Source organism: Psychrobacter sp. H8-1, assembly GCF_904846575.1.
In the GTDB taxonomy this organism is placed as follows: Bacteria; Pseudomonadota; Gammaproteobacteria; order Pseudomonadales; family Moraxellaceae; genus Psychrobacter; species Psychrobacter fulvigenes.
Genome location: NZ_CAJHBG010000001.1, coordinates 456,976 through 480,458, shown reverse-complemented (window position 1 = coordinate 480,458; position 23,483 = coordinate 456,976). Strand labels below are relative to the sequence as shown.

Here is a 23,483-nt window from a genome sequence, read left to right as displayed (position 1 = left end):
ACATGATGTTGAGACATTATTTAATAACTCATAAACCTCATTAAGTATTACGATACTTCAAGTGTGGCAAGTGCCTCGCCAATCGTATGAAAAGATCCACAAACGACTATCAAGTCTTGAGGTGCGCTGTCATTAATCACAGCGTAAGTTGCCTGCTGTAGATTCTGATGGGTGTGTATAGAGATATCTGTCACCTGCTTAGCCAGTGCCGTTTGCAGCTGCTCAGCACTTGCTGCTCGTGGATGGTCAATCTCTGCAATATACCAGTCTGTAATCGGCAAACCAGCAGCCATCAAACGCTGTATAACCATCGCAATGTCTTTATCACCTAACATAGAGAACAGCATCTTGATAGTCGCTTGAGGTGCAGACGATTCAGGCAATTTAGACTGCTGACGCTTGCTATGCGCTTGCCATAATGGCAGTAATTGCGCCAATAAAAAATCCACCCCTTGCTCATTATGAGCCACATCAAATAGCCAATGGCGCTTGGCAACCTCACGATAATCAAAGCGACCTGCTAGCTTTACAGTGCCTAGTGCTTGCTCAATAGCGGCAGTATCAATCTTCAGTGGGCTTGCCAGCACTGCAGATAGGGCGTTAGCGGTATTCATAGGTGACAGCGCGGGGCGCGGCAAGCTCAAGGTAATGGCGGCATTACTATACTGCCATGTCTGCGTGTCCTGTGCCCGATAACTAAAATCCTGTCCTACCTGATAGCAAGTCGCCTGATGATGCTTAATAAGCTGCTGTACGCTATCTGGCATATCAGCTGCCCCATAGACTAGGGTAATACCGTCACGTAAGATACCGGCTTTTTCTGCACCAATCTGTTCAACATTATCACCCAACCAATCTACGTGATCGATGCCAATATTAGTGATGACAGCCATATCTGGATCTATGATATTCACCACATCGAGGCGACCACCTAGCCCCACCTCTAACACCCAAACATCACACTCTGCTTCCGCAAATATCAATAGCGCAGCCAGTGTGGTCATCTCAAAAAACGATAACGTTAATTCACACTCTAGTCGCGCCGCTTCTACTTTATTAAAAGCATCTATCAGCGTCTGATCACTGACCATCTCACCATTGATACGCACGCGCTCATTAAACACACTGAGATGCGGTGACTGATATAACGCCGTCTTGTAACCAGCTGCTTGGCACAACTCATTGATAACAGCAGTCGTTGAGCCTTTGCCATTGGTCCCTGCTACGGTAAACACATAGGTATCTTCCTGAGCAGACTGCACCACACCCAAATATTCAGCGACTGGCAGTACTCGTGACAGCCCCATGTCTATCGCTGAGACATGAATCTGCTGCATATAATCCAGCCATTCAGTTAGGGTGGCTCCACTATGAGGACTATTATTAGAAATATTATTATTAACCAGATCAGAAGGTGCCGATGCAGACATAGAAAAACCTATTAAAAAACTCAAATTAAAAGAAAGATAGTGTTAACGACTCGGCTTTCAACAAATAGAGAGGTAAATAAAAGCAGTGTATAACACCCCTACTAAAAACCAAAATTAAATTGTTAAAGTCCAAACTAAAAATAGCATTTACCGCCATTGACGATAAATGCTATTGGAGTGAACCATTAGGACAGAAAGGACTATTGACTAGGCATCAACGTTTGGCTGACCGCACAGCTTGGCCAGTAGTCGATAGGTCGTATCTACCAGCTGATGGCGATGGACGACTTCATCCACTACCCCATGCTCTAATAAAAACTCGGCACGTTGGAATGGCTCTTGTAGCGTTTCCCGTACTGTCTGCTCAATAACGCGCTTACCAGCGAAGCCAATCATCGCTTTTGGCTCTGCCAAATGAATATCACCAAGCATAGCAAGTGATGCTGTCACGCCGCCATAGACAGGGTTGGTCAATATCACGATATAAGGTACACCAGCAATTCTCAAACGCTCGACTGCTGCTGCGGTACGTGCCATCTGCATCAACGACAGCAAGCCTTCTTGCATACGAGCACCACCAGATGCCGCAAAACATACCAAGGGAACTTTTCTCTCTAGCGCTGTTTCAGCTGCTTGCACGAAGCGATCGCCAACCACTGAACCCATTGAACCACCCATAAAGCGGAAGTCAAAAGCACAGGCGACCACATCAAGGTTGCGCAGCTTGCCATACATAACGAGCAAGGCTTCTGTTTCATTAGTTTTGGTTTGTGCTTCAAGCATCCGATCTGGATAAGGCTTGCTATCGACAAACTTGAGCGGATCCTTGGCACTAAATTCCTGCCCAAGCTCACCATCTACTTGATCCAAAAACCATTGTAAACGCTCACGCGCAGACATTGGCATATGATGATCACAATGCGGGCAAATATAACAGTTAAAGATCAGCGCCGTATTGGTAATCATCGAGTGACAGCTCGTACACTCGGTTGATGGCTCAGTCTCTACCGCCGTTAGCGGCGCCGTCAATTGCTGCTTGATGCCTGGTACTGGGCGCTCAAACCATGAATGACGCGTCGGATCAGCGGCACTTTCTTTGAGAGCACATGAGGCACCAGCGTTTGGAGTATCGGGTTTTTTTATCGTATCAGTCATATTTATTCGCCATTGTCGAAGGCTTATCGGCAAGTTTGCTCATACACTTGTCCCTAAGAGTCTAATTATTATTTAAACTGTGAGTCAAATACAGTCATAACATGAGCGGTTATGAAGCACGTATAACCCATCCAAAATATGCTCTATATTTGCTGAAGAGGCTATAGCGTGTAATTGTAACAATTTATACGTGATATTAGTTTACACACGTAAACTAAATTTAGCAAAGTCATTTGGCTTTGTCACTGACAATATTGTTATTAGAGCATGCTTCTTTTATAACTTAAGCGCACAAACTATCGAGTGCATCTCGTAACTCATCCATCTTAGCCATTATCTTTTTCTGAGCGGTCGCGACCGCAGCGACATCTGTGGCATCTATATCGGCAAAATTTTGTACCAACGCACTACCCACAATAATACCGTCCGCATGCTGACCAATCGCTTTGGCTGATGCTGCATCACGAATACCAAAGCCCACACATACTGGCAAGTCTGTTTCTGCTTTGATGGCTTGCACATGGGTGGCGACGTCATCAGTATTGAGCGTTGCCGAGCCTGTCACCCCTTTGAGTGACACGTAATAGATAAAGCCACCACAATGCGTCAATACTTGCTCACGGCGTTCAGGCAAAGTGGTCGGTGACAATAAGAAAATCTCGTTCATCGCATGCTCAGTTAAATGCTGAGTAAAGCTACCTGCCTCTGCTGGCGGCAAATCAACCATCAATATGCCATCAACGCCTGACTGCTCACATAAAGCGACAAAGTTATCATAACCGATGATTTCAACAGGATTGAGATAACCCATTAGAATAATTGGCGTTTGCGTATCTTGCTTGCGGAACTCTGCAACCATATTTAGCGCATCACGCGTACTTGTGCCCGCTGCTAGCGCACGCTCACCCGCCAATGCAACGGTTGGACCATCTGCCATGGGATCAGAGAATGGCAAACCCACTTCAATCATATCTGCGCCGTGTTTGACTAAGTCATGTAGCAGGCCGACAAAGTTACCAGGGGTTGGATCGCCTGCCATCACATAAGGAATCAGGGCTTTTTTATTTTGGGCTTTTAAGGTTTCAAATGTGCTTTCAATTCTGGTCATAGTGGCCTCTAATATTAATGTAAACTGGTTTGATTAGTCTTCTGCTGAATGCATAATCAAAGACTAATCAATTTGTATTATAAATACAGGTTAATAGCATGTAAAAATAGGGGCTACTACAACTCAATCCCTTCCGCCTTCATCACTGAATGCAGATCCTTATCACCGCGACCTGACATATTGACGATGATGCTTTGCTCAGGGGTCATGGTCTTCGCCAGCTTCAGCGCGTAGGCGACTGCGTGAGCAGACTCTAAGGCAGGGATAATCCCTTCTTTACGCGTGGCTTCATGGAAGGCTTCCAACGACTCTTTATCGGTACAACCAACATACTCAACACGCTTCATATCTTTTAGGAAACTGTGCTCAGGACCGACACCAGGATAATCAAGTCCCGCTGAGATAGAGTGCGTCTCTTGAATTTGGCCTTCATCGTCCGCCATCAAATAGGTACGGTTACCGTGTAGGACGCCGATACGACCAGCAGCCAATGGCGCTGAATGGCGACCCGACTCAATACCGTCACCTGTCGCCTCCACGCCATACATTTTGACTTCTGTATCATTGAGAAAATCAAAAAACAGACCAATAGCGTTCGAGCCACCGCCAACACAAGCGACCAAGGCATCAGGCAGCTTGCCCGTTTTTTCTAAATGTTGGATACGTGCTTCCTTGCCAATGATCGCTTGGAAGTCACGTACCAGTAACGGATAAGGATGCGGGCCTGCAACCGTACCGATGATGTAATAAGTGCTGTCCACATTGGTCACCCAATCGCGCATGGCTTCATTCATTGCATCTTTTAGCGTGCGTGAGCCTGAAGTGACAGCCACAACCGTTGCACCAAGCAGGCGCATACGGTAAACGTTCATCTTTTGGCGCTCGACATCATCCGCACCCATATAAATGATGCATTCTAGCCCCAAGCGTGCGGCAATCGTTGCCGTCGCCACACCATGTTGCCCTGCACCGGTCTCAGCGATGATGCGTTTTTTACCACACATCTTGGCAAGCAGTGCCTGTCCGATAGTGTTGTTAACTTTGTGCGCGCCAGTGTGGTTTAAGTCTTCACGTTTAAAGTAAATCTGCGCGCCGCCTATCTCATCACTCAAACGCTTGGCATGATATAGCGGGGTTGGACGACCAACATAATTGACCAAATCATTGTGATACTCTTCCCAAAATGCAGGATCGGCTTTTACTTTGGTATATAGCGTCTCCAGCTCTTCTAAGGCTGCCATCAGCGTTTCAGAGACAAAACGGCCGCCATGGACACCAAAATGTCCGCGCGCATCGGGATATTGGTTAAAGTCTTGCACGTCTGTTGGATTGGTAAAAGTATTGATAGATTGTACAGTCGCAGAGGGTGCTTTGCTTGTGACATTACTCATGATAATTCCTACGATAATTAATATCTTTTAATATAAGTATGGGTGGTATAAGTATTTTGCTAATGAAAATAAGGCTCAATCAGGAAGTCGGAATAACGATCAAATAAGAAAAGATGGCATAAATATCACAGTGATCTTAGATAACGTCAGTGACCGTCTCGTTTTGCCATCGGTCACGCTTTACGGCTTTCATAAAGGCACGCATCTTGTCAGCGTTTTTTTTACCTTTATCAATTTCAATGCCACCGCTGACATCGACGCCATAAATAGGTAAACCAAGCGTGGCAGCGACATTGTCGGCATCCAATCCGCCCGCTAAGATAATCGGCAGAGAGCTATTATGCGGAATAAGGCTCCAGTCAAAGCGCGCGCCCGTACCGCCATATTTATGCTGCTGATAGGCATCGAGTAAAATACTACTCGCTCCTGCTGCTGCAAAGCTATCTATACATGCATGCACGCTCTCTACTGTATCTTGCTTAGCATTGATACGCAGCGCTTTCATCCAGCGTTTATTGACCACGCTTGCCAGCTGCTGGCACTGCTCAGGCGTTTCATCACCGTGGAACTGAATAATATCAAAAGCGACGTTATTTGCCAGTTCGATCAGCTCATCCTCAGGCATATTGACGATTAATGCCACAATGCTGACAAAAGCAGGTAAAGCAGCACTCAATGTCTGCGCCTGAATGAGCGTCACAGCACGCGGACTTGGCGGATAAAACACCAAACCAACCGCATCGACACCCAGCTGGGCAGCTGTATTGACATCACTAAGCTGGGTAAAGCCGCAAAACTTAACGTGCATTAGGTGACCTTAAAAGGTTAAATATTTAGTATTGTACTGAGAGTTTGATGACAATAGACAAGTTCGCGCTCAACTCTAATCGTTAGATATGATGCTGATTTGTTAATCCATTGGCAAATCGATTGCATCCAAAAACTTATCCTAGCATACTTTTATTCATAGTTTTGTTTATGATTACGATTGATAAAAATAGGGATTCCTGAATGTCTAAAAAGACAGCCACAACTGACAGTAATAATAGCCAAGATAATAACAGCAATAACCAAGACAACGATAGTAGCACAAGCCAGCCGCATTACTTAATGTGGTTCCGTCGTGATTTGCGCCTACATGATAATACGGCATTGGCGGCACTTTGTGAACGGGCAAACGCAGACAATGCGCAAGTCAGCGCTATATACCTCCTCACGCCAGAGCAGTGGCAAGCGCATGATACTTCACTGCTACAGGTCGATCACATCGCTCGTACTTTGCCGATACTGGCGAAGGATTTGCAAGCGCAGTTGAATATTACCTTGAGTGTACAGGTTTGCCCCAGTTTTTCTGATTGTGTCGATGCGCTCAACACATTATGTGAAGCTAATAACATCAGCTGCGTCATGGCCAATCATGAGTACGAGGGCAATGAGGTTGACCGTGATGAACAACTCAGCAAACAACTGGCAAAAACCGATATCGAGTTTGTCCGTTGGCATGACCAGTGCATCTTGCCACCGCAAAGCATCACCACCAATGATGGCAACAGCATGTATCAAGTATTTACCCCATTTTATAAAAAATGGCGGCATACCTTAGAGGTCAGCGCCCTGCAAATGCATGACGCAGCAGCGGCAAGCAATAACAAAGCCCAGCTAAAAACCTCAAAATCCAGCGCTACTACTATCAACGACATAGAAAACCTAGTTCAAGACACGGTCAGCGACTATCAAAAGACCTTACAAGACACTGGATTGTTAGCACATATCGATATGGATGCACAGCTTGACCACGCTCGGACAGCGTACCCTGCAGGTGAAGATGCAGCTTGCCAGCGTTTAGAGGATCTTATCGCTGACGATATTGATCACTACGATGTCAGTCGCGATGTGCCCAGCCTACAAGCAACCAGTCAGCTCTCAGCCTATCTTACCATTGGTTCAATTAGCCCCAGACTTTGCTACCTACAAGCAGCGAAAGTTCAAGAAAAGCTACATGGTAATGATGGCGACAATGATGATATCAATCGCTGGATAAGCGAGCTGGCGTGGCGCGATTTTTATCGTCATGTCTTAGTAGATAAGCCAGCACTTATTCGCCACAAGGCTTATAAGGAAGAAACAGACAGCAAGATTAATTGGTCCTATGACAAGGATGATTTTGAGAAATGGTGTACTGGCATGACGGGCGTGCCGTTAGTCGATGCGGCGATGCGCTGTCTCAATGCGACAGGCTTTATGCATAATCGCCTACGCATGGTTACGGCGATGTTTTTGACCAAAGATTTACTGACTGATTGGCGCTTAGGCGAGCGTTATTTTATGCTGCAGCTGATAGACGGTGATTTTGCGTCTAACAACGGTGGCTGGCAATGGAGCGCATCCACAGGCACGGACGCTGCCCCTTACTTCCGTATTATGAACCCCTTTAGCCAAGGCAAAACTCATGACCCAGAGGCCGTATTCATCAAGACTTGGCTGCCTGAGCTAAAGGACATTCCTGCTAGCATCCTGCACAGCGAGGACAAAATGCGTAAAGCACTAGCAAAGGGTGGCAAACTTGCCAAAACTGACTACCCTGTACCGATGGTCGGGCACAAAGCAGCGCGGCAACTGGCCATTGCAGAATTTAAAAAATAATAATTCAAATCTATTGATCTAGGTGCTGCGTATCATCAGTATTACCTATCAGCTATCAGCACCTCGACTATTTATTACCAAGCCCCATCATACAATCATGCTATTATTTTTCGTTATTCTGTTGATCTAGCGCCACCAATTGATTAATCGCTTTATTCATACCGTGCATGATCTGCCCTAATAGTACTTGTTGCTTGGTCACGACGATGACAATCATCGGCTGGTTTTTATTAGGGACAGCACTGATCATAATCTTACCGTCTTGCGCATCCAAGATCACAGAACGACAACCAGTGAGCTGTGCCTCATTGGTTAATGCCTGAACCAGCGCCAAAATCGAGCTGCCGACGGCAGATAACTTACCTGCATCATATTCTTTTTGAAAAATAGAGCTGACCTCAAAACCATCTGTTGAAGCAAGTAACACCCCATCAATACCACTGGTGCTATGCACCAAATCATGCAGCACCTCTTTTGATGTCACTACAAAGAGCTCTGAAGGCTTAAGACGACTTGACTCCGTCTGAAACAGTTTGTCATTCATTATATGTTTCCATTGTCACTGAGTTTTAATGTATTAAATAAGAACTAGGGCATGCCCTAAAAACCAATATAGCTTTACTCTTTAACCTTGCTCAAGCGCGGTAATAATGGTTTCAACCAATAAAAGCACATCATCCTTTTTACGCATATCAACAGGAAAAATGGGGATAGTCCGGTTGTTTTCACGTAACCACTCACGATAAATATCAAACTCACGCTCAGGTTTTTTGTCAATTTGACTGACCCCAACGATAATCCGACCTTGATATATTTTGTCAAACTTATCCAGATAGGTTGCCATATCTTGAACAGGGTCAGCGGCTGAATGATCAATCAAAATAATCACCCCAAGCGCGCCCTGCGCTAGAATCGGCCAAATAAAATCAAAACGCTCCTGCCCAGGTGTACCGTATAACCCAATACCTGTCGCATCATCAAAGGTAAGCTCACCATAATCCATCCCAACAGTGGTCAAGGCCTTAGTAGGTGCATCCAAATCTGTATTTTGCACTTCCGTAGAGACCACTGGTATATCAGAAAGGCTTGCGATTGCTTGAGTTTTTCCCGCACCCATTGGGCCACTAAAAACAATTTTTAGACGTTGCATAATAATTGACTACCTAGCGCTTAACAGCGCATTTAAAAAATTTAATAGTATAGAGGTTAAAGTCCATTTACAAAAACAATCACTTTTGGCTCATATTTTACGATTTCAAAGTCTCTACCCTACAGACCTAGAAAACTAAAGACCTAGCTTTTGGCGTAGTCGCGCTAAAAACCCACGCTTTTCTTGCTGGGCAGGAGTCGTTTCGACAGTAGCTTTATCTGTCTCAATATCGGGAGTGATAGTAGGGCTTGAAGTGGTAGGCGCTACCGCCTCTCCTCGAGCGCGTCTCTCTAGCAAGGCTTCAAGCGCTGTCTGCTTAGTATTACTCGCAGTAGGCTCGATAGGCTTATCTGATATGATTGCTACACTTTCTACTATGTCATTTATAGTGTGCACAGTATCTATAGGCTTATTTTGCTGCGTCATACGCGACGAGCGACCAACCAATGTATCCAGATACTCATAGCTTTCAGCTTTTAAACTTCCTGAAAATAAGAGACCAGCTATTATCTTTTTGACGTTTTTCACCGAAATAGCTGCTAACCTTGTCAAGTCATTGACATCACAAGCTGTGTTTTCTAATGCATTCATCACTTGCAACAGCTCACGTCGATCTTTGTTTGCGACTTTACGGTTGCCATTAGTGCTATATTTAATTGCACCTATAGGTTTTACCCAATAACCCAACCGATAAGGTGTGTCATCATTGATCAAAGGTAGTAGCATATCTATCTGCCCCCAAGCACAGCGCCAAAGCCATTGCATTAGATCTTGTGCTGCTGTGTCTACTGGGTACTCACCGTCATAGCTTTGTAATCGCCAATCATAACTGGTAGGCAATACCAGAGCTTCCTCAGACCGCTTCAACCAAACACGCGCGCGACTAGGCTCAGCAATGGCAATAGCTTGATTATTAACGATGATCTGATAAATACCTAGCGGACGCTTATGCACTGCCTTAATAAAGGCAATGATGCTCTCATAGTTATCGGGAGAGAAGCTAGAGCCCTTAGTATATGTCACATCAGGATAAGCGCTATTAATGCCATTATTCACATTTGACTGCAGTATCTCATTACTAGATGCTTGATCACGAGAAATACTGTCACTGGATGATGACGGGATTTGGTTGTTAAGAGCAGTGCTGGCTAGCGTTTCATTACTTTGAAGACTGGTCGCACTTTCTTCTGTCACCTTAGCAAGTAAAGGCACGGTACTAGTTAGCCATTTTTCGAGTCCATTAAGGCACTTTAAGGGTAAGACAAGCCTATCGTCGACTAACTGGCCCTCTCCTGTATCGGTACGGCTAGTGTAAAGTACAGGCTTATGCTGCTGACCTTGTAGGATTTTTGCATTAGCAGCATGACGAAAATCATTGCTGATCAAAAACAGGTCAACTTGTGGGTGTTTCGCTGATACCCATTCAAGCTCAACATCTAAGCGTAATAAAACTCGCAGATAGCCCTTGAGCATAACCTGGTCAGCAGGCCTTACCCCTACTATCGCTGTACGTAGGACTTTTTTTAGATTCTCTTGAGTACCTTGTTCGAGACTACTCATATAAACTCTCCAAACCGCACTATTTGCTAGCAACTTTATTTTGAGTCCGCAATTTTAAAATTTTCAAAGCCACTATCGCTCTGCTTTTTCGCCTTGCAACAACTCCTGAGTAATCCCACTAAACCAAGCACTCTTTAAGACTAAGGTCTGTTGAAATAAAATAATATCTCATGACCTTCATAATACTTATCTTATATAGTGCTGATCTTATAGACAGAGCCAACTCTCTATCTTTACTGCTCGCTAAATAGCTTTAGATAGCCAAGATACTGGCGCCCAGGGATTGTAGAGTAGATTAGCGCTGAAAACTATGCCTATTCGCTCTTTCTTTCAATGCATAATGCAAAATCCGTACCACCTCCCTCTAAATTATAGAGATTTCTACAAAAAAGCACTTTTAGCCGGTAGACTAAAAGCGCTCAAAGTAAGTTACTTGAAAAAGTTACTTGCTGTAATAGTTGTTATATATTCAGCCGTGTTGCGTAGCGAAGATCAGACTAACCTATTGGCTTTTGTCATTTTGGCTACGCCGTTTTGGATGGTATCTGACACGCTCCTGCCCCTTGGGTCGTGACCGTCACGACTGCGCCCGTTAAAGAAAACAGCTGCTGCAGCTGAGTCTGCGCATTCTTTAGCGCAATATTCATCACATCACCACGGCAAGCGCGCTCGATGACTTCTGCTTTGGCCATACTCTGCGCTTGTGCCAATATTTTTGGATCCACTTGCATCAAGCCAAAAGCACCCGTTTGCCAATCATAAATCTCAATATCATCGAGATAGACTGAAAATATCTCTGATGGCGGCAAGGTAATATTAATTTGCGGCATAACGGAAACAGGTACATTGGCATCGATCTCCTGCCCATCCGCTACATTAGAATTAAGCTGATCAGCAGCTTGCACCACTTGTACCATATCGGGTGACAACTCGCTTAGGTCAATACCAGCCTCCACGCGACCACGGGCAATAAACAGCCCTTTTTGCTCATCTTGCCACAGTTTCATCCAGCTCCCCTCACGTTGACTGGTAATCACCGTATGGACGTTAAAAGCAACCGTTTGCAAGCGGTTTAGTTGCTGTATTTGAGTGACAACTCCTTCGCGAGTGATGGTCTCAATGGGCTCATCAATAATACGGGTCTGAATGGTATAAACAGCAAAGGCCAATGCGGTAAAACTTAAGATTAGAAGTATCCATGTCGCCATCCCGATGGACTGCTTCTGTTTTGGCTTAGGACGCTTACTAAGGGTTTCATCTGGATTAATAGGAGGCTGGTTATCAGGAGTTGTCATATTCGCTACCTTTATTTGTTATCAACTACATTCATAAAGCCATTACGAATGAGAAAGACACTGGTTTATAATGCTATAGATGACGCTTTTTATGCCTAACTTCAAGTATTAACTACCAACCCACTACACAACTTTTTATCCCTTGTTTTTGAGAATGGCCATCCTTTCAAAATCACTCTGATTTTTATTATCTATACCCGTTAAAGCTGTCAGATGGTTGCTTTTTTCATACTATTTTGTAGTTTCTGCGTCGTTCTGCTGCAAAAGACAAAAAACCATTGCGTCTTAGGCAAACTTTACCTAACATAGTCAGATTGCGTCGATAAAATGTCACCCTGTATTGGCTATCTCATATTAGCTTACGATTATTAGCCTACTATGAGCTGGTTTCTAAACAGAAAACAGACTCTAAATAGCCAGTCTAGTCATTACATCGAGCAAATCACTAGTGTCATCAGGTTATATATAAAGGCCGTCTTGTAGCAATTACTATATGCTCAGTGCCTTATTTATTATTTATTTTATCGTTGATAAGGTTCCGCTTTATTTATGAAAGCCAGTCAATTCTTGTTCGCTACGCTAAAAGAAACTCCAAGTGATGCCGATATCGCCTCAAGCCAACTGATGGTACGTGCTGGCCTTATTCGCAAAATCGCTTCTGGATTATATGTTTGGTTGCCCATGGGGCTACGCATTTTGCAAAAAGTCGAGCGTATCGTTCGCGAAGAGATGCAAAATATCGGTGCTCAAGAAGTGCTGATGCCCATGACCCAGCCCGCTGAGCTGTGGCAAACCACCGGCCGTTTTGATGACTATGGTCCTGAGCTATTACGCTTCAAAGACCGTCATGATCGCGACTTTGTCTTGGGCCCGACTCATGAAGAGGTCATTACCAATTTGGCGCAAGGTGAACTGCGTAGTTATAAGCAGCTACCCATCACTTTCTTCCAAATCCAAGGTAAGTTCCGTGATGAGATTCGCCCGCGTTTTGGGGTGATGCGTGCACGCGAATTCACCATGAAAGACGCCTACTCCTTCCACGTAGATCAAGCCTCATTGGCTAAGACCTATGACGATATGTACGATGCTTATACACGCATTTTTACTCGCTTAGGTTTGGACTTCCGTGCCGTGCAAGCAGATACTGGATCCATCGGCGGCTTTGCCTCCCATGAGTTTCATGTATTGGCCAGTAGCGGTGAAGACGATATTGCCTTCTCAGACTCTTCTGATTATGCCGCCAACGTAGAGCTAGCAGAATCGGTTAGCACCGCTGAGCGTCAGCCCCCTAAAATGGCGCGTGAAGACGTGCTGACAGAAGAGATGACCACCTGCAAGATGGTGGCTGAGCATCTGGATGTACCACTAGCAACCACCGTCAAAACTCTGATTGTACATGGTCATAAAGAAGATGAGACTCCGCAGCTCATCGCTATTGTGTTACGTGGCGACCATCAACTCAACCATATCAAAGCAGAAAAAATAGAAGAAGCCAACGTGCCACTGACTATGGCCTCTGATGAAGAGCTAAAAGCCGCGGGTCTACATAAAGGCTATATTGGTGTTGACTTAGATATGCCAGTTTTTGTCGATCGCTCAGCAGCAGCTTTGTCAGATTTTGTCACTGGTGCCAATAAGGTCAATAAGCACACGATCGGTATGAACTGGGCACGTGATGCAAGCATTACTCGCATTGTTGATGTACGTAACGTGCTCGAGGGCGACCCTTCTCCAGATGGTAAAGGCACTCTAAAAATCAAACGCGGCATCGAAGTCGGTCATATCTTCCAGTTGGGTGATAAGTACTCACAAGCGATGGGCTGTAGTGTCTCAGGTGAAGACGGCAAGCCAGTCACCTTGATGATGGGCTGCTACGGTATCGGCGTTAGCCGTATTATCGCGGCCGCCATCGAGCAAAACAACGATGAAAACGGCATTATGTGGCCAAAAACACCGAGCGTTGATGATTCGATTGCACCTTTTGAAGTGGCCATCATACCGATGAAGTCGAAAGAAGATACTGTCATGCAGACAGCTACCGCGCTGTATGAAGAGTTAAAGTCTCAGGGTGTCAATGTGCTACTTGATGACCGTAACGAACGTCCAGGCGTTAAGTTTGCTGATCTTGAGCTGGTTGGTATTCCGCATCGCATTGTGGTTTCTGATCGCAACCTGGCTGAAGACAAGTACGAATACGTCAATCGCCGTGAAGCAGAAAAGCAGATGCTAAGCCGTGAAGAGGTCGTTGCAAAAGTCAGTAGAAAATAGTCTTATTGGTAAAGATTGTGCCATAAAAAGCGCCCATCTCATTGAATGAGGTGGGCGCTTTTTGCTGTATAAGCTAAACGATAGCGAACTGAGTTAAATCAGTCCTATGGCCTACTGCCGAATCAGTCGACTCGGCTGCGGCAACAAGCTTAAGTCACTAACGCGACAAGGGTTGATATCGATACCACCACGGCGCGTATACCAGGCACGCACCATTAGCGCACTTGGCTGATAATACTGAGATAGATCAGCAAATATCTGCTCTACACATTGCTCATGAAAGCCATTATGCTGACGAAAGCTTAATATATAACGCAGTATACTGGCATTATCAATGACTTGCGAGCTGCTGATAGAGACGCCTAGAGTGCCCCAATCAGGTTGATTGGTCACCGGACAGTTACTGCGCAGTAAGTTACAATAAAAGCTATATGGCTGATCTGAATTACTATCAGCGCTATAGGTTGCTGCTATTGTAGAGCCTTTGAGCAGCGACGCATCAGGATGCGCACTTAACAATATTTTATCGCTACTATCCGCGAGTGCGTTGTCAATACAAACCCCGTCTGGCTGGGTAATCAGTAGTCTTGAATTCTTATCTTCTAACGCAAATAATTCAACTTGTACTTGTGCTTGCAAGCACTCAGATAGGTCTTTAGCAATCAGCGTTTCTACTTCTTGCCAGCTTGCAAACTCTGTAAAGTTAAGGCTATTTAAATACAGTTTTAGTGACTTCGACTCAATGATAGACGGTGAGCTGGCTGGAATACTTAAGCGTGCCATCGCTACTTGCGATATGCCTTGAGAGTTGAGCCATGACACCTCAAAAGCCTGCCACCAGTCTATGCCAACGGCCAACTTGTCATCCTGCCAGCCAATCGCCGCGCGTCCCATACTGCGGGCAATAGGATATAGTGTTTCTGGACTATACTCTGTGGGATAGTCATTGGTTTGCTGACCTAAGATACCGTGAATACTCATTGGCCCTTCCTAATACTAAACAATTGAAATTGATCATGCTTAACATAAATGAGCCAATCTGGCAGTCTAACCAGATCAGCTCATCTTCTTAAATAACAAGTATTACAAACGAATTCGTGACCCATCATCGAGCAATCGATAAGCAATGATATAAAACACCACACAAAAGGCAAAGATAGCCGCCATTGAATAAAACACATTGACATCAGAGTAGCCTAAAATGCCATAACGGAACGAATTCACCATATAGACAATGGGGTTCAGTAGCGATACGTTTTGCCAAAATGTTGACAAGTCTTCCATCGAGTAAAACACACCACCGAGAAAGGTCAAAGGCGTCAACACAAAACTTGGAATGATTGAGATGTCATCGAATGAGCGCGCAAAAACCGCATTGATAAAGCCGCCAAGCGAAAACAGAATCGACGTGCCAAGTACCGTAAAAACTGTCACAAACAAATGCTCAATACCAAGATCGGTAAAAAACAGCGCTACTATCGAAACGATTAGTGCAATGACCAGACCGCGAAAGATACCGCCACTGACATAACCCGCTAATATGGCATGTTTGGAGACAGGGGATACCAGCAGCTCCTCAATACTAGAGGTAAACTTGGCACTAAAGAAGCTCGATACCACGTTAGAGTAACTGTTGGTAATCACCGCCATCATGATGAGACCAGGCACGATAAACTGCATATAAGGCACTCCGCCCATCTCGCCCACTCTATCACCTATCATTCGGCCAAAGATGACAAAATAGAGCGTCATCGTAATAACTGGCGGCAATAATGTCTGCGGCCAAATTCGCAGAATACGGCGGATCTCTTTTAGCAAAATCGTTTGAAAAGCAATCCATCTTTTAGACCATGACATGGTTTCGTTTGGGTCTGCTTGTATTTTCTGACTCATAACCCTGACTCCTTCATACTGTCTTCATTTTGAATATTTTGGTCTACCAGACGCATAAACAGCTCTTCTAAACGATTGGACTTATTGCGCATACTAGCAATCGTGATACCTTGATCTGATAACTGTGTGAAAACAGTGTTCAGTGACTCACCTTCTGTTAGTGTCACCTCCAGCGTCATATCATCTGGCTGTGCAACCTCTGTCACTCCGACTAGCTGTACTGGACGCTCAAGTGGCTTACTGACATCAAGCACAAAAGTCTCGACAGACAACTGTGCAAGCAAGTCTTTCATTTCAGTATTAATACGTATCTCACCATGATCTAAAATAGCAATGCGCTTACAAAGCTGCTCCGCCTCTTCTAAATAGTGCGTCGTCAGAATGATCGTGGTGTTTTCTTCAATATTAATTTGCTGCATGAAATCCCACATAGAACGGCGCAGCTCAATGTCGACGCCAGCGGTCGGCTCATCTAGAATCAATAGCTTCGGCTTATGAATCAGTGCACGCGCAATCATCAAACGCCGCTTCATACCACCTGACAACTCTCGCGACATGTTATTACGCTTATCCCACAGCCCCAACGCTTTTAATAAGCGCTCAGCACGCGGTTTAGACTCTTTCGCAGAAATCCCAAAATAGCCTGCTTGAGTAATCAAGATATCCTCAACTTTTTCAAACTGGTTAAAGTTGAACTCTTGTGGCACAACGCCAAGATACTGCTTAGCAATCGAAGGATTGTCTAATAGGTCAGTACCAAATATATGCACACTGCCAGTCGTCGGCTTAAATAGTGAGCTAATAATACCAATCATTGTCGATTTACCAGCACCATTTGGCCCCAACAAGGCAAAGAACCCACCTTGAGGGACGATTAAGTCAACTCCCTTGAGTGCGGTAAAACCATTGTCATAAGTTTTGGATAAGTTTTTGACAACCAGCGCTGGTACCTCTGACATGAAGACCTCTTTATTTGTTGTAGATTTATGTGAACAGCAATGTTTAGAGTAAATACAAAAGATGATGTAATTTCATAAAATGAGGCTGCTAATGATGAATTTCAACTGCATCCTATTAGAAGTATCATATTGATAATACTCATCATCAAAAAAAACGCCTACCTCAATAAATGAAATAGGCGTCTTATCATGCTACATAATAAACGATAGGCTAACTGATGGCGCTATAAAGTGAGAAACTCAAATATAGATTTCTCTCACTATGTCAGTTAGCTTGCTTCGCTGATCATATAATCCACAGCGTTTTGGACTTCTTCGTCAGGGATGTCAGCACCACCCTTCGCAGGCATCGCATTGAAACCATTGATTGAGTGATCATAAAGAGTATCAGTACCCTTAGCGATACGCGGTCCCCATGCACCAGCATCTCCGAATACTGGAGCGCCAAGTAGGCCGGCACCGTGGCAAGTCTGACAGACAGCATTGTAGACAGTAGCGCCATCGCGCGGACCACCATCAGCTGAGACACTCGCGGCGCGTGTGGCTACGTCACAAGTCTCGCCTTCAATACATACACGGCCAACAGGCTGAATGCGGGCGATTAGATTTGGATATAATGCGATTAGCTTTTGTACTTGCGGGGTATCTTGTGGCACAGGCACTTCTTCAGTAGCAGCGGCTTGCACAGTCTCAGTTTCTTCTGCATCAGCAGACGCTTCTTCAGTAGCATCAGCATCATCTGTGGTCTCAGCAGCAGCTTCTGTCTCGTCAGCGAGCGCTTCAGCAGGTGCGTCTTCAACGACTTCTTGCGCCTCAACGACTTCAGTGGTGGCTACAGGTGTGTCTGCGGCATCTTCAGCTTGGCTCACCGCGATACTAGCGATTCCTAGAATGGCAGCTGCCGTTAACATAACTACTTTTCTCATTCGTCACGTTCTCTTATTACATATACAAATGGCTGACACAAATTAGCCATGCCGTCTATCCTCCTTTGAAAACCTATGGTTATCAATAGTAAACGTCACTTAACTTGTGAGCACATCTGTAATCGGTGATTATAAATGTATATTCTCCCTGACATTATAAGGGAAAAGACAGGTAGATTGCCATGCCTGTTTGCTGACTATCTTGTTTTTTCTTAAAAAATACGATGAGTTCGCTTTGGACATTGGCTTTTTGATGTTTATTTGTTAGACTAAGCGGTCTCAATTTTGACACGTTGTACTGCTGCTAACACTTGCTTCAATATAGCTCCTACCTAAAGGTGTCTACCTAAAATAGCAGCCAACTCAATTTATGCGCTCGTAGCTCAGTTGGATAGAGTATCGGTTTCCGAAACCGAGGGTCGTGGGTTCGATCCCCGCCGAGCGCACCAATCATTGTACTTCTCTGCTTATGTATCTCTCTGTTTAATACTCTACTTTCTGTCTAAATCTTTCCCGCGCCAACCTTCCTGCTCTCATACCTTTTATTCAAGTGCTATGATTTATCTCTTTAGCGCTCTTTTTTCGTCTCTCTGCTTTTTCTATACTGCCAAATATTGTCCTACTGCCAAATATCGTCTTTTTGATACTGTCAATTATCTTTTTTCATCTTCGTGGATGTTCAGTTTCTGACTATCTCACCTATTGTCGTGCTTAAGTAACAGAACCATCGTCAATTATTTTATGAAAACAGTTGCTTAACAATACAGAAGTAAATACTATACGCTGTAGCAACCTTTAGTCTGATATAAAGACCGTTTATCTAAAAACATGCGATAATACTTGCATTATTTATCCCTTTATTTATGTATCACCCCTTTTATCTATGATGTTGGCATAGTAATTGCTACTACTTAAGTAAATAAAGACACAAAGCGGCAACAAATTTATTTTAGCCATGTCATGTACTTATAGGGAACTTAAGTCTGACAGTCTGTAAAACTTTTACTATACATCATATATAACAGGGAAGAACCATGAACGTCTTCTATATCACCGCATTGACAATTGCATTCACTTTTTGGGCTTTCATGACCGTTTGGCTGTTCAAGGTAAAAAGATAAACCATTTTGAGCACTTTTAATAACACAAAGCGTCTAAGCTTCGTTAAATTAAACTCGTTAATTTTTGCGCTTAATACTCATTCGCAGTTTATGAAAAATTATTTAAAAAGTTCTTTTTAAAAGATAATTTCATAATAGCTCATATGCTGCCAATGAGGCCAAAGCCATACGTTTATTAACCTTCCCAGTCCTAAACAGTCATGTGACAAGTCCAAGATCAGGAGAGGTAATGAGTATCTTTTATATGGCTGCATTGGCAGTTGCATCTATGTTTTGGACTGTCGTCATTATTTGGCTCATAATAAGACGCTAAAAGACCTTAAACTGAGATACTTCTCAACATCATAGAATAGCCCTCGGCCCACTCTACGCTTTACTCAAACCCTTTCTGATATTACTCCCTTTATTCCGCAAACTGCAGGCTTGCGGCCAGCTGCGCACGATTAGGTACCCGATGATAGTTGATAATAGGCACTTCCCCCAAACGTCGCTGCCCTACTGCAACACTTTTATCAATGGTAATCATCGCAATCTTCTTATCCAGTTTTGCAATGAGTAAATGATTTGCCCTACGAGTGACACTGTAACTAGGAAAGTGCCGTTTGAGTAGGGCTGCTGTCTTTTGCAAAGCATCATTAGGTAGCGATTTTGCACTTATTAATGTCTGATTATTATGTGCGCTACTTTCTTTTTTGCCGCGAAGATGTGCCACGATCCACAGTATCGCGACTACTGCCAACAATATGACAAGCCACCAAATTCCGTCTATCATAGGAAGAGATTTCCATTATTAGCAAGGGTTATGTCATGTTAGCAGAATTGTCACTAAAGTTAATAGCCGAAGTGCAATGTGCGGCTGAATTACTGGATACTCAATCACGTATTTGTATCTTGACTGGCGCTGGTATATCGGCTGAAAGCGGTATTCCTACTTTTCGCGACAAACAGACTGGTCTCTGGCAGCAGTATCGCGCTGAGGATTTGGCCACACCGACTGCTTTCGAGCGTGACCCAAAGCTGGTCTGGTCATGGTATCAGTGGCGCAGACAGCTAGTGCATGAGAAAAAACCCAACCCAGCCCACCTTGCTCTTGCCGAGTGGCAACAAGCCGCGGATAAAAACAAGCAGAACGTCACTTTAGTCACGCAAAACGTCGATGACTTACATGAACAGGCTGGTAGTCGCGTTACGCACCTGCATGGTCACCTATGGCGCAACCGCTGTCATGACTGTGGTACAGCTTTCGAGAATGAAACAAAAGCTGCAGACAGTAGCAAAGCCGCTCTCAACTTCGATGATGAATTAATAAATTGTCAACATTGCAGTGGTTATATCAGACCTGATATTGTTTGGTTTGGTGAGTCTTTGCCCGAGCAAGCATGGCAGACAGCAGAAGATGCCGCCGCCAACTGTGAGGTGTTTATCAGTATAGGGACATCAAGCTTGGTCTATCCTGCTGCAGGTCTAGCACATTTGGCAAAACAAAATGGTGCAAAACTTATCGAGATAAACCCTGATCCAACACCTAACACCATCGTTGATATTACATTAGCTGCAAACGCTGGAGTGGTCATGCCTTTATTAATGCAGCAAATCACTGCGCTATCGTCTCAAGCGCAAGATCAACTTTAGCTAGGTACGTTTCTTTTAGGTCATCGTCTATAAATGATGATCTAAAAGAGTTTTTAACCAAAGTGATGATGTCGTCTTCTGACAAGGGTAGGTTTTCATATAAATTAATAAAGTTCTGATTGATATAGCCTTTGAAATAAGCAGGGTCATCTGAATGGACACTGATATTTAAGCCGAAGTCCAAAAGCTCTTTTATATTGTGCTCACTATAGGTATCAAAAACCTTTAATTCAATATTTGAGTTGGGACAGACGGTGAGCGGTATTTGCTCTTCTTTTAGCCTTTGCATAAGCGCTGCGCTATGGATAGATTGCACTCCATGATCTATTCTATTAATATCCAATAAATCTAACGCTTCATAAATATACGAAAAGTCCGCCTCTTCACCTGCATGAGCCACCAATTTAAAGCCTTCATCTTTTGCTTTTTTGAATACTTCTGTGAATTTTGATGGCGGGTTGCCCAGCTCTGAAGAATCAAGGCCGACGCCTATGATGTCTTCCTTAAATGCCAAAGTTTGTTCTAACGTCTCAAAAGCATCCTGTTGTGATAAATGTCTCAAAAAGCACATGATGATACAAGAGGTGATGCCGTATTGTTCTTTGGCATCAACCAAAGCCTCTTTTATTCCTGTTATCACTGTTTCAAAAGCAATACCTCTTGCAGTATGTGTCTGTGGATCAAAGAATATTTCTGTATGAATGACGTTGTCTTCCACGCACTTCAGAACGTACTCCCACGTCAAATCATAAAAATCATCTTTGGTGATGAGCACATTGGCACCAGCATAATAGATGTCTAAAAAGGTCTGTAGATTGGTAAAGTTATAGGCGTTACGCACGTCTTCGATGTCTTTGTAGGGAATCTCTATATTGTTTTTCTTAGCCAACCTGAACATAAGCTCAGGGTCTAATGAGCCTTCGATATGTAAGTGCAGCTCAGCTTTTGGTAGTTTTTTTATCAAATCAATCATCATATTCCCGTTAATATATGTGTCATCTAAAACAGCTTCTAAAAATCGTTTTAGAAGCTGTTTTAAAGGTTACTTTAAAAGCTAAAGTAGAAGAAGCTAAAGTAAAGAACTACTTTAAAAACACCACCGTATCCGACAGCTCATTGCCTGCTGGATCATGCTCTAGGTGATAATACTGACGTAGCAACTGCCCTACTTCATCGAGCAATTCACTTAAGCTTTCTTCCATTTTTTGATTGGCGATACCTGCCACTGCTTTTTCGCACATCGCTTGCCAGACTGTGGGACTCACATGAGCGCTGATGCCACGATCAGCGACAATCTCTAACTTATGCTCACAGATGTTGACGTAGACTAAGACGCCAGTATTTTCTTCGGTATCCCATACGCGGTACTCGCTAAACAAGTCAACGGCGCGCTCACGGCAGTCGATGTGATAAGCAGCTTGAATGGGCAGCTGGTTTTCTATAATCAAAAACACCTCGCCGCGATGGCCGCGCTCTGCCTCTGTTACTTTTGCCGTGAGGCGTGCCTTAGCCTCTGATGTTAGCCATTTGCTGTGCAGCATAGGAACAAACAAGACTTGACGCCACCAACGAGCAAGGCTTGCCTGTGATGTGGGTGCGTTGTTTTGTGCCATGATATTATATCCTCAAGTGCGCTATTGCTGACTGTCATCTGATAGGTATTGAACCATTTTTATTGGTTATATTTTTAGTGCTGAGCACTCTTTAGTTCTGAACCATCAACCATCATTGATTTGGCTGTCATCAGTGGATAGGTTACCACGAACCGCCTGCACCACCACCACCAAAACCGCCACCGCCGCCGCCAAAGCCGCCACTACCAAAACCGCCACCACTACTACCCCCGCCCATACCCGGCAGGAATACCATTCCACCTCCACCGCCGCGTCCACCACGACCGCCGCCACCTGAGGCGCGAGAGATCAAGAACATCCAGATAAATATGGCCATAATGAGTGTCATAAAGAAGCCGCCCCCCAAGGCTAAGGAACCTGCAAAAAACCCGCCTGCCGTTATGATAGAGCCAAAGACCCGTCCAAAGATATTGGTGATAAAGCTACCAAATATCATCGCCATAATAAACAAGAAAACAGGGGTTGGCAGCTCATCAGATCCTTGTTGAGCACTACGTTCGGCTGCTAAGGCGTCGGACTGAGCTAACACCTCAGGGTCTGCTAGCAAACGCTCCTCAATGCGGCTGATACCAGCCAACAGCCCTGATGCGTAATCGTTTTGTTTAAAATAAGGCGTAATGTCTTCACGGATAATGCGATTTAGTGCCGCATCAGGTAGAACCCCTTCTAATCCATAGCCTGTTAATATATATATCTTACGATCATTGATGGCGGCCAGTATAAGCAAACCATCATCCGTATCGGCTTCGCCTAAGCCCCACTCTTCAGCCACCTGTAGAGAGTAATCAAAGATAGGCAGGTTGCCAGTTGTCGGTACGATAACCACCGCTGCTTGCGCCAAACCTTGCTGATAAATACTTCTAAGCTGTGTTTCAAGGCGCAATTTTTGTTGCGGGTTTAAAATATTAGCCTGATCAACTACAGGATTATTTAAAATCAGCTTATCGGCAGTGACCCCAGCGGCAGTTGATTGGACTGGCGCTTGAGTAGCAGCGTTATTATCCACAGCACTATTATTAGCAGAATCAGCATTTGCCGCATTAGGATTAAGCGCCTCATTCCCTAATATCGCCTCATTAATAGCCTCGTTACCAAGTACCGCATCATTAATGGCTTCATTAGCCTCACCCGCTTTAGCGATAGCGACTAATTCTTCAACACTACGGTTTTGCATGCTCGATGCGCTACTGTCAGTCGCGACAGCAATATCATCCGCAGCAGCATACAACGCTGTCGTACTGCTAGCGCTCAGGGTGAGGAGTAATGCTGTTATGATTGCTTTAGAGTTATTCATCTGACCTATACCACCTCGAGGGAC

Annotated in this window: 20 protein-coding genes and 1 tRNA gene; 4 read left to right on the top strand and 17 right to left on the bottom strand. The window is 44.3% G+C overall.

What is annotated here, in order from left to right; all coding sequences use genetic code 11:
* Positions 1–47: 47 nt before the first annotated feature.
* The 5 genes from folC to JMY01_RS02000 all read right to left on the bottom strand — a co-directional run bounded on the left by folC (position 48) and on the right by JMY01_RS02000 (position 5,892).
* Complete coding sequence (gene folC, locus JMY01_RS02020; protein ID WP_201574006.1) at positions 48–1,430, bottom strand: bifunctional tetrahydrofolate synthase/dihydrofolate synthase; 1,383 nt, start codon at positions 1,428–1,430, stop codon at positions 48–50.
* A 207-nt stretch (positions 1,431–1,637) separates the two neighbouring features.
* On the bottom strand, positions 1,638–2,585 hold the full coding sequence (gene accD / locus JMY01_RS02015) for an acetyl-CoA carboxylase, carboxyltransferase subunit beta (RefSeq protein WP_201574005.1): 948 nt from the start codon (positions 2,583–2,585) through the stop codon (positions 1,638–1,640).
* 283 nt (positions 2,586–2,868) lie between these two features.
* Positions 2,869–3,693: a tryptophan synthase subunit alpha gene (gene trpA, locus JMY01_RS02010; RefSeq protein ID WP_201574004.1), complete on the bottom strand. Its 825-nt coding sequence runs from the start codon at positions 3,691–3,693 to the stop codon at positions 2,869–2,871.
* Between the two features lie 116 nt (positions 3,694–3,809).
* A complete protein-coding gene (gene trpB / locus JMY01_RS02005) occupies positions 3,810–5,084 on the bottom strand; it encodes a tryptophan synthase subunit beta (protein ID WP_227677627.1) in 1,275 nt (424 codons plus the stop codon).
* Between the two features lie 136 nt (positions 5,085–5,220).
* Positions 5,221–5,892, bottom strand: a complete 672-nt coding sequence (locus tag JMY01_RS02000) for a phosphoribosylanthranilate isomerase (RefSeq protein WP_201574003.1) — start codon at positions 5,890–5,892, stop codon at positions 5,221–5,223.
* A gap of 203 nt (positions 5,893–6,095) precedes the next feature.
* Between JMY01_RS02000 and JMY01_RS01995 the strand changes: the two genes are divergently transcribed.
* Entirely contained in the window at positions 6,096–7,727 is a 1,632-nt protein-coding gene (locus JMY01_RS01995) for a deoxyribodipyrimidine photo-lyase (RefSeq protein ID WP_201574002.1), read from the top strand.
* Between the two features lie 103 nt (positions 7,728–7,830).
* On the opposite strand, the gene JMY01_RS01990 is transcribed toward JMY01_RS01995, so the two are convergent.
* The 4 genes from JMY01_RS01990 to JMY01_RS01975 all read right to left on the bottom strand — a co-directional run bounded on the left by JMY01_RS01990 (position 7,831) and on the right by JMY01_RS01975 (position 11,732).
* Positions 7,831–8,271, bottom strand: coding sequence for a roadblock/LC7 domain-containing protein (locus JMY01_RS01990; protein ID WP_201574001.1), 441 nt, complete (start codon positions 8,269–8,271; stop codon positions 7,831–7,833).
* Between the two features lie 81 nt (positions 8,272–8,352).
* The gene (locus JMY01_RS01985) at positions 8,353–8,883 is read right to left on the bottom strand and encodes an ATP/GTP-binding protein (RefSeq protein ID WP_201577058.1); all 531 of its coding nucleotides are present in this window, start codon (positions 8,881–8,883) and stop codon (positions 8,353–8,355) included.
* A gap of 129 nt (positions 8,884–9,012) precedes the next feature.
* A complete protein-coding gene (locus JMY01_RS01980) occupies positions 9,013–10,437 on the bottom strand; it encodes a hypothetical protein (RefSeq protein WP_201574000.1) in 1,425 nt (474 codons plus the stop codon).
* A gap of 524 nt (positions 10,438–10,961) precedes the next feature.
* The gene (locus JMY01_RS01975) at positions 10,962–11,732 is read right to left on the bottom strand and encodes a DUF4230 domain-containing protein (protein WP_201573999.1); all 771 of its coding nucleotides are present in this window, start codon (positions 11,730–11,732) and stop codon (positions 10,962–10,964) included.
* Positions 11,733–12,281: 549 nt separating this feature from the next.
* Between JMY01_RS01975 and JMY01_RS01970 the strand changes: the two genes are divergently transcribed.
* Positions 12,282–14,000: a proline--tRNA ligase gene (locus JMY01_RS01970; RefSeq protein ID WP_201573998.1), complete on the top strand. Its 1,719-nt coding sequence runs from the start codon at positions 12,282–12,284 to the stop codon at positions 13,998–14,000.
* A 111-nt stretch (positions 14,001–14,111) separates the two neighbouring features.
* Here JMY01_RS01970 and queF read toward each other — a convergent pair whose 3' ends face one another.
* The 4 genes from queF to JMY01_RS01950 form a co-directional block, all read right to left on the bottom strand.
* Entirely contained in the window at positions 14,112–14,981 is an 870-nt protein-coding gene (gene queF, locus JMY01_RS01965) for an NADPH-dependent 7-cyano-7-deazaguanine reductase QueF (protein ID WP_201573997.1), read from the bottom strand.
* Between the two features lie 102 nt (positions 14,982–15,083).
* On the bottom strand, positions 15,084–15,857 hold the full coding sequence (locus JMY01_RS01960; protein WP_201577055.1) for an ABC transporter permease: 774 nt from the start codon (positions 15,855–15,857) through the stop codon (positions 15,084–15,086).
* A gap of 32 nt (positions 15,858–15,889) precedes the next feature.
* Positions 15,890–16,852 carry an ABC transporter ATP-binding protein gene (locus tag JMY01_RS01955; protein WP_201573996.1) on the bottom strand — a complete coding sequence of 321 codons (963 nt, stop codon included), beginning with the start codon at positions 16,850–16,852 and terminating at the stop codon, positions 15,890–15,892.
* Between the two features lie 269 nt (positions 16,853–17,121).
* The gene (locus JMY01_RS01950; protein WP_201573995.1) at positions 17,122–17,778 is read right to left on the bottom strand and encodes a c-type cytochrome; all 657 of its coding nucleotides are present in this window, start codon (positions 17,776–17,778) and stop codon (positions 17,122–17,124) included.
* Positions 17,779–18,150: 372 nt separating this feature from the next.
* On the opposite strand from JMY01_RS01950, the gene JMY01_RS01945 reads away from it, so the two are divergent.
* Positions 18,151–18,227, top strand: a tRNA-Arg gene (locus JMY01_RS01945).
* A 1,075-nt stretch (positions 18,228–19,302) separates the two neighbouring features.
* On the opposite strand, the gene JMY01_RS01940 is transcribed toward JMY01_RS01945, so the two are convergent.
* Positions 19,303–19,671: a hypothetical protein gene (locus JMY01_RS01940; protein ID WP_201573994.1), complete on the bottom strand. Its 369-nt coding sequence runs from the start codon at positions 19,669–19,671 to the stop codon at positions 19,303–19,305.
* 35 nt (positions 19,672–19,706) lie between these two features.
* On the opposite strand from JMY01_RS01940, the gene JMY01_RS01935 reads away from it, so the two are divergent.
* Positions 19,707–20,531, top strand: coding sequence for an NAD-dependent deacylase (locus tag JMY01_RS01935; protein ID WP_201573993.1), 825 nt, complete (start codon positions 19,707–19,709; stop codon positions 20,529–20,531).
* Here JMY01_RS01935 and JMY01_RS01930 read toward each other — a convergent pair.
* The 3 genes from JMY01_RS01930 to JMY01_RS01920 form a co-directional block, all read right to left on the bottom strand.
* Positions 20,494–21,504, bottom strand: coding sequence for an adenosine deaminase (locus JMY01_RS01930; protein ID WP_201577052.1), 1,011 nt, complete (start codon positions 21,502–21,504; stop codon positions 20,494–20,496). The genes JMY01_RS01935 and JMY01_RS01930 overlap by 38 nt on opposite strands.
* A 109-nt stretch (positions 21,505–21,613) precedes the next feature.
* Positions 21,614–22,144, bottom strand: a complete 531-nt coding sequence (locus JMY01_RS01925; protein WP_201573992.1) for a TPM domain-containing protein — start codon at positions 22,142–22,144, stop codon at positions 21,614–21,616.
* 142 nt (positions 22,145–22,286) lie between these two features.
* Positions 22,287–23,459, bottom strand: a complete 1,173-nt coding sequence (locus JMY01_RS01920) for a YgcG family protein (RefSeq protein WP_201573991.1) — start codon at positions 23,457–23,459, stop codon at positions 22,287–22,289.
* Positions 23,460–23,483: the final 24 nt, after the last annotated feature.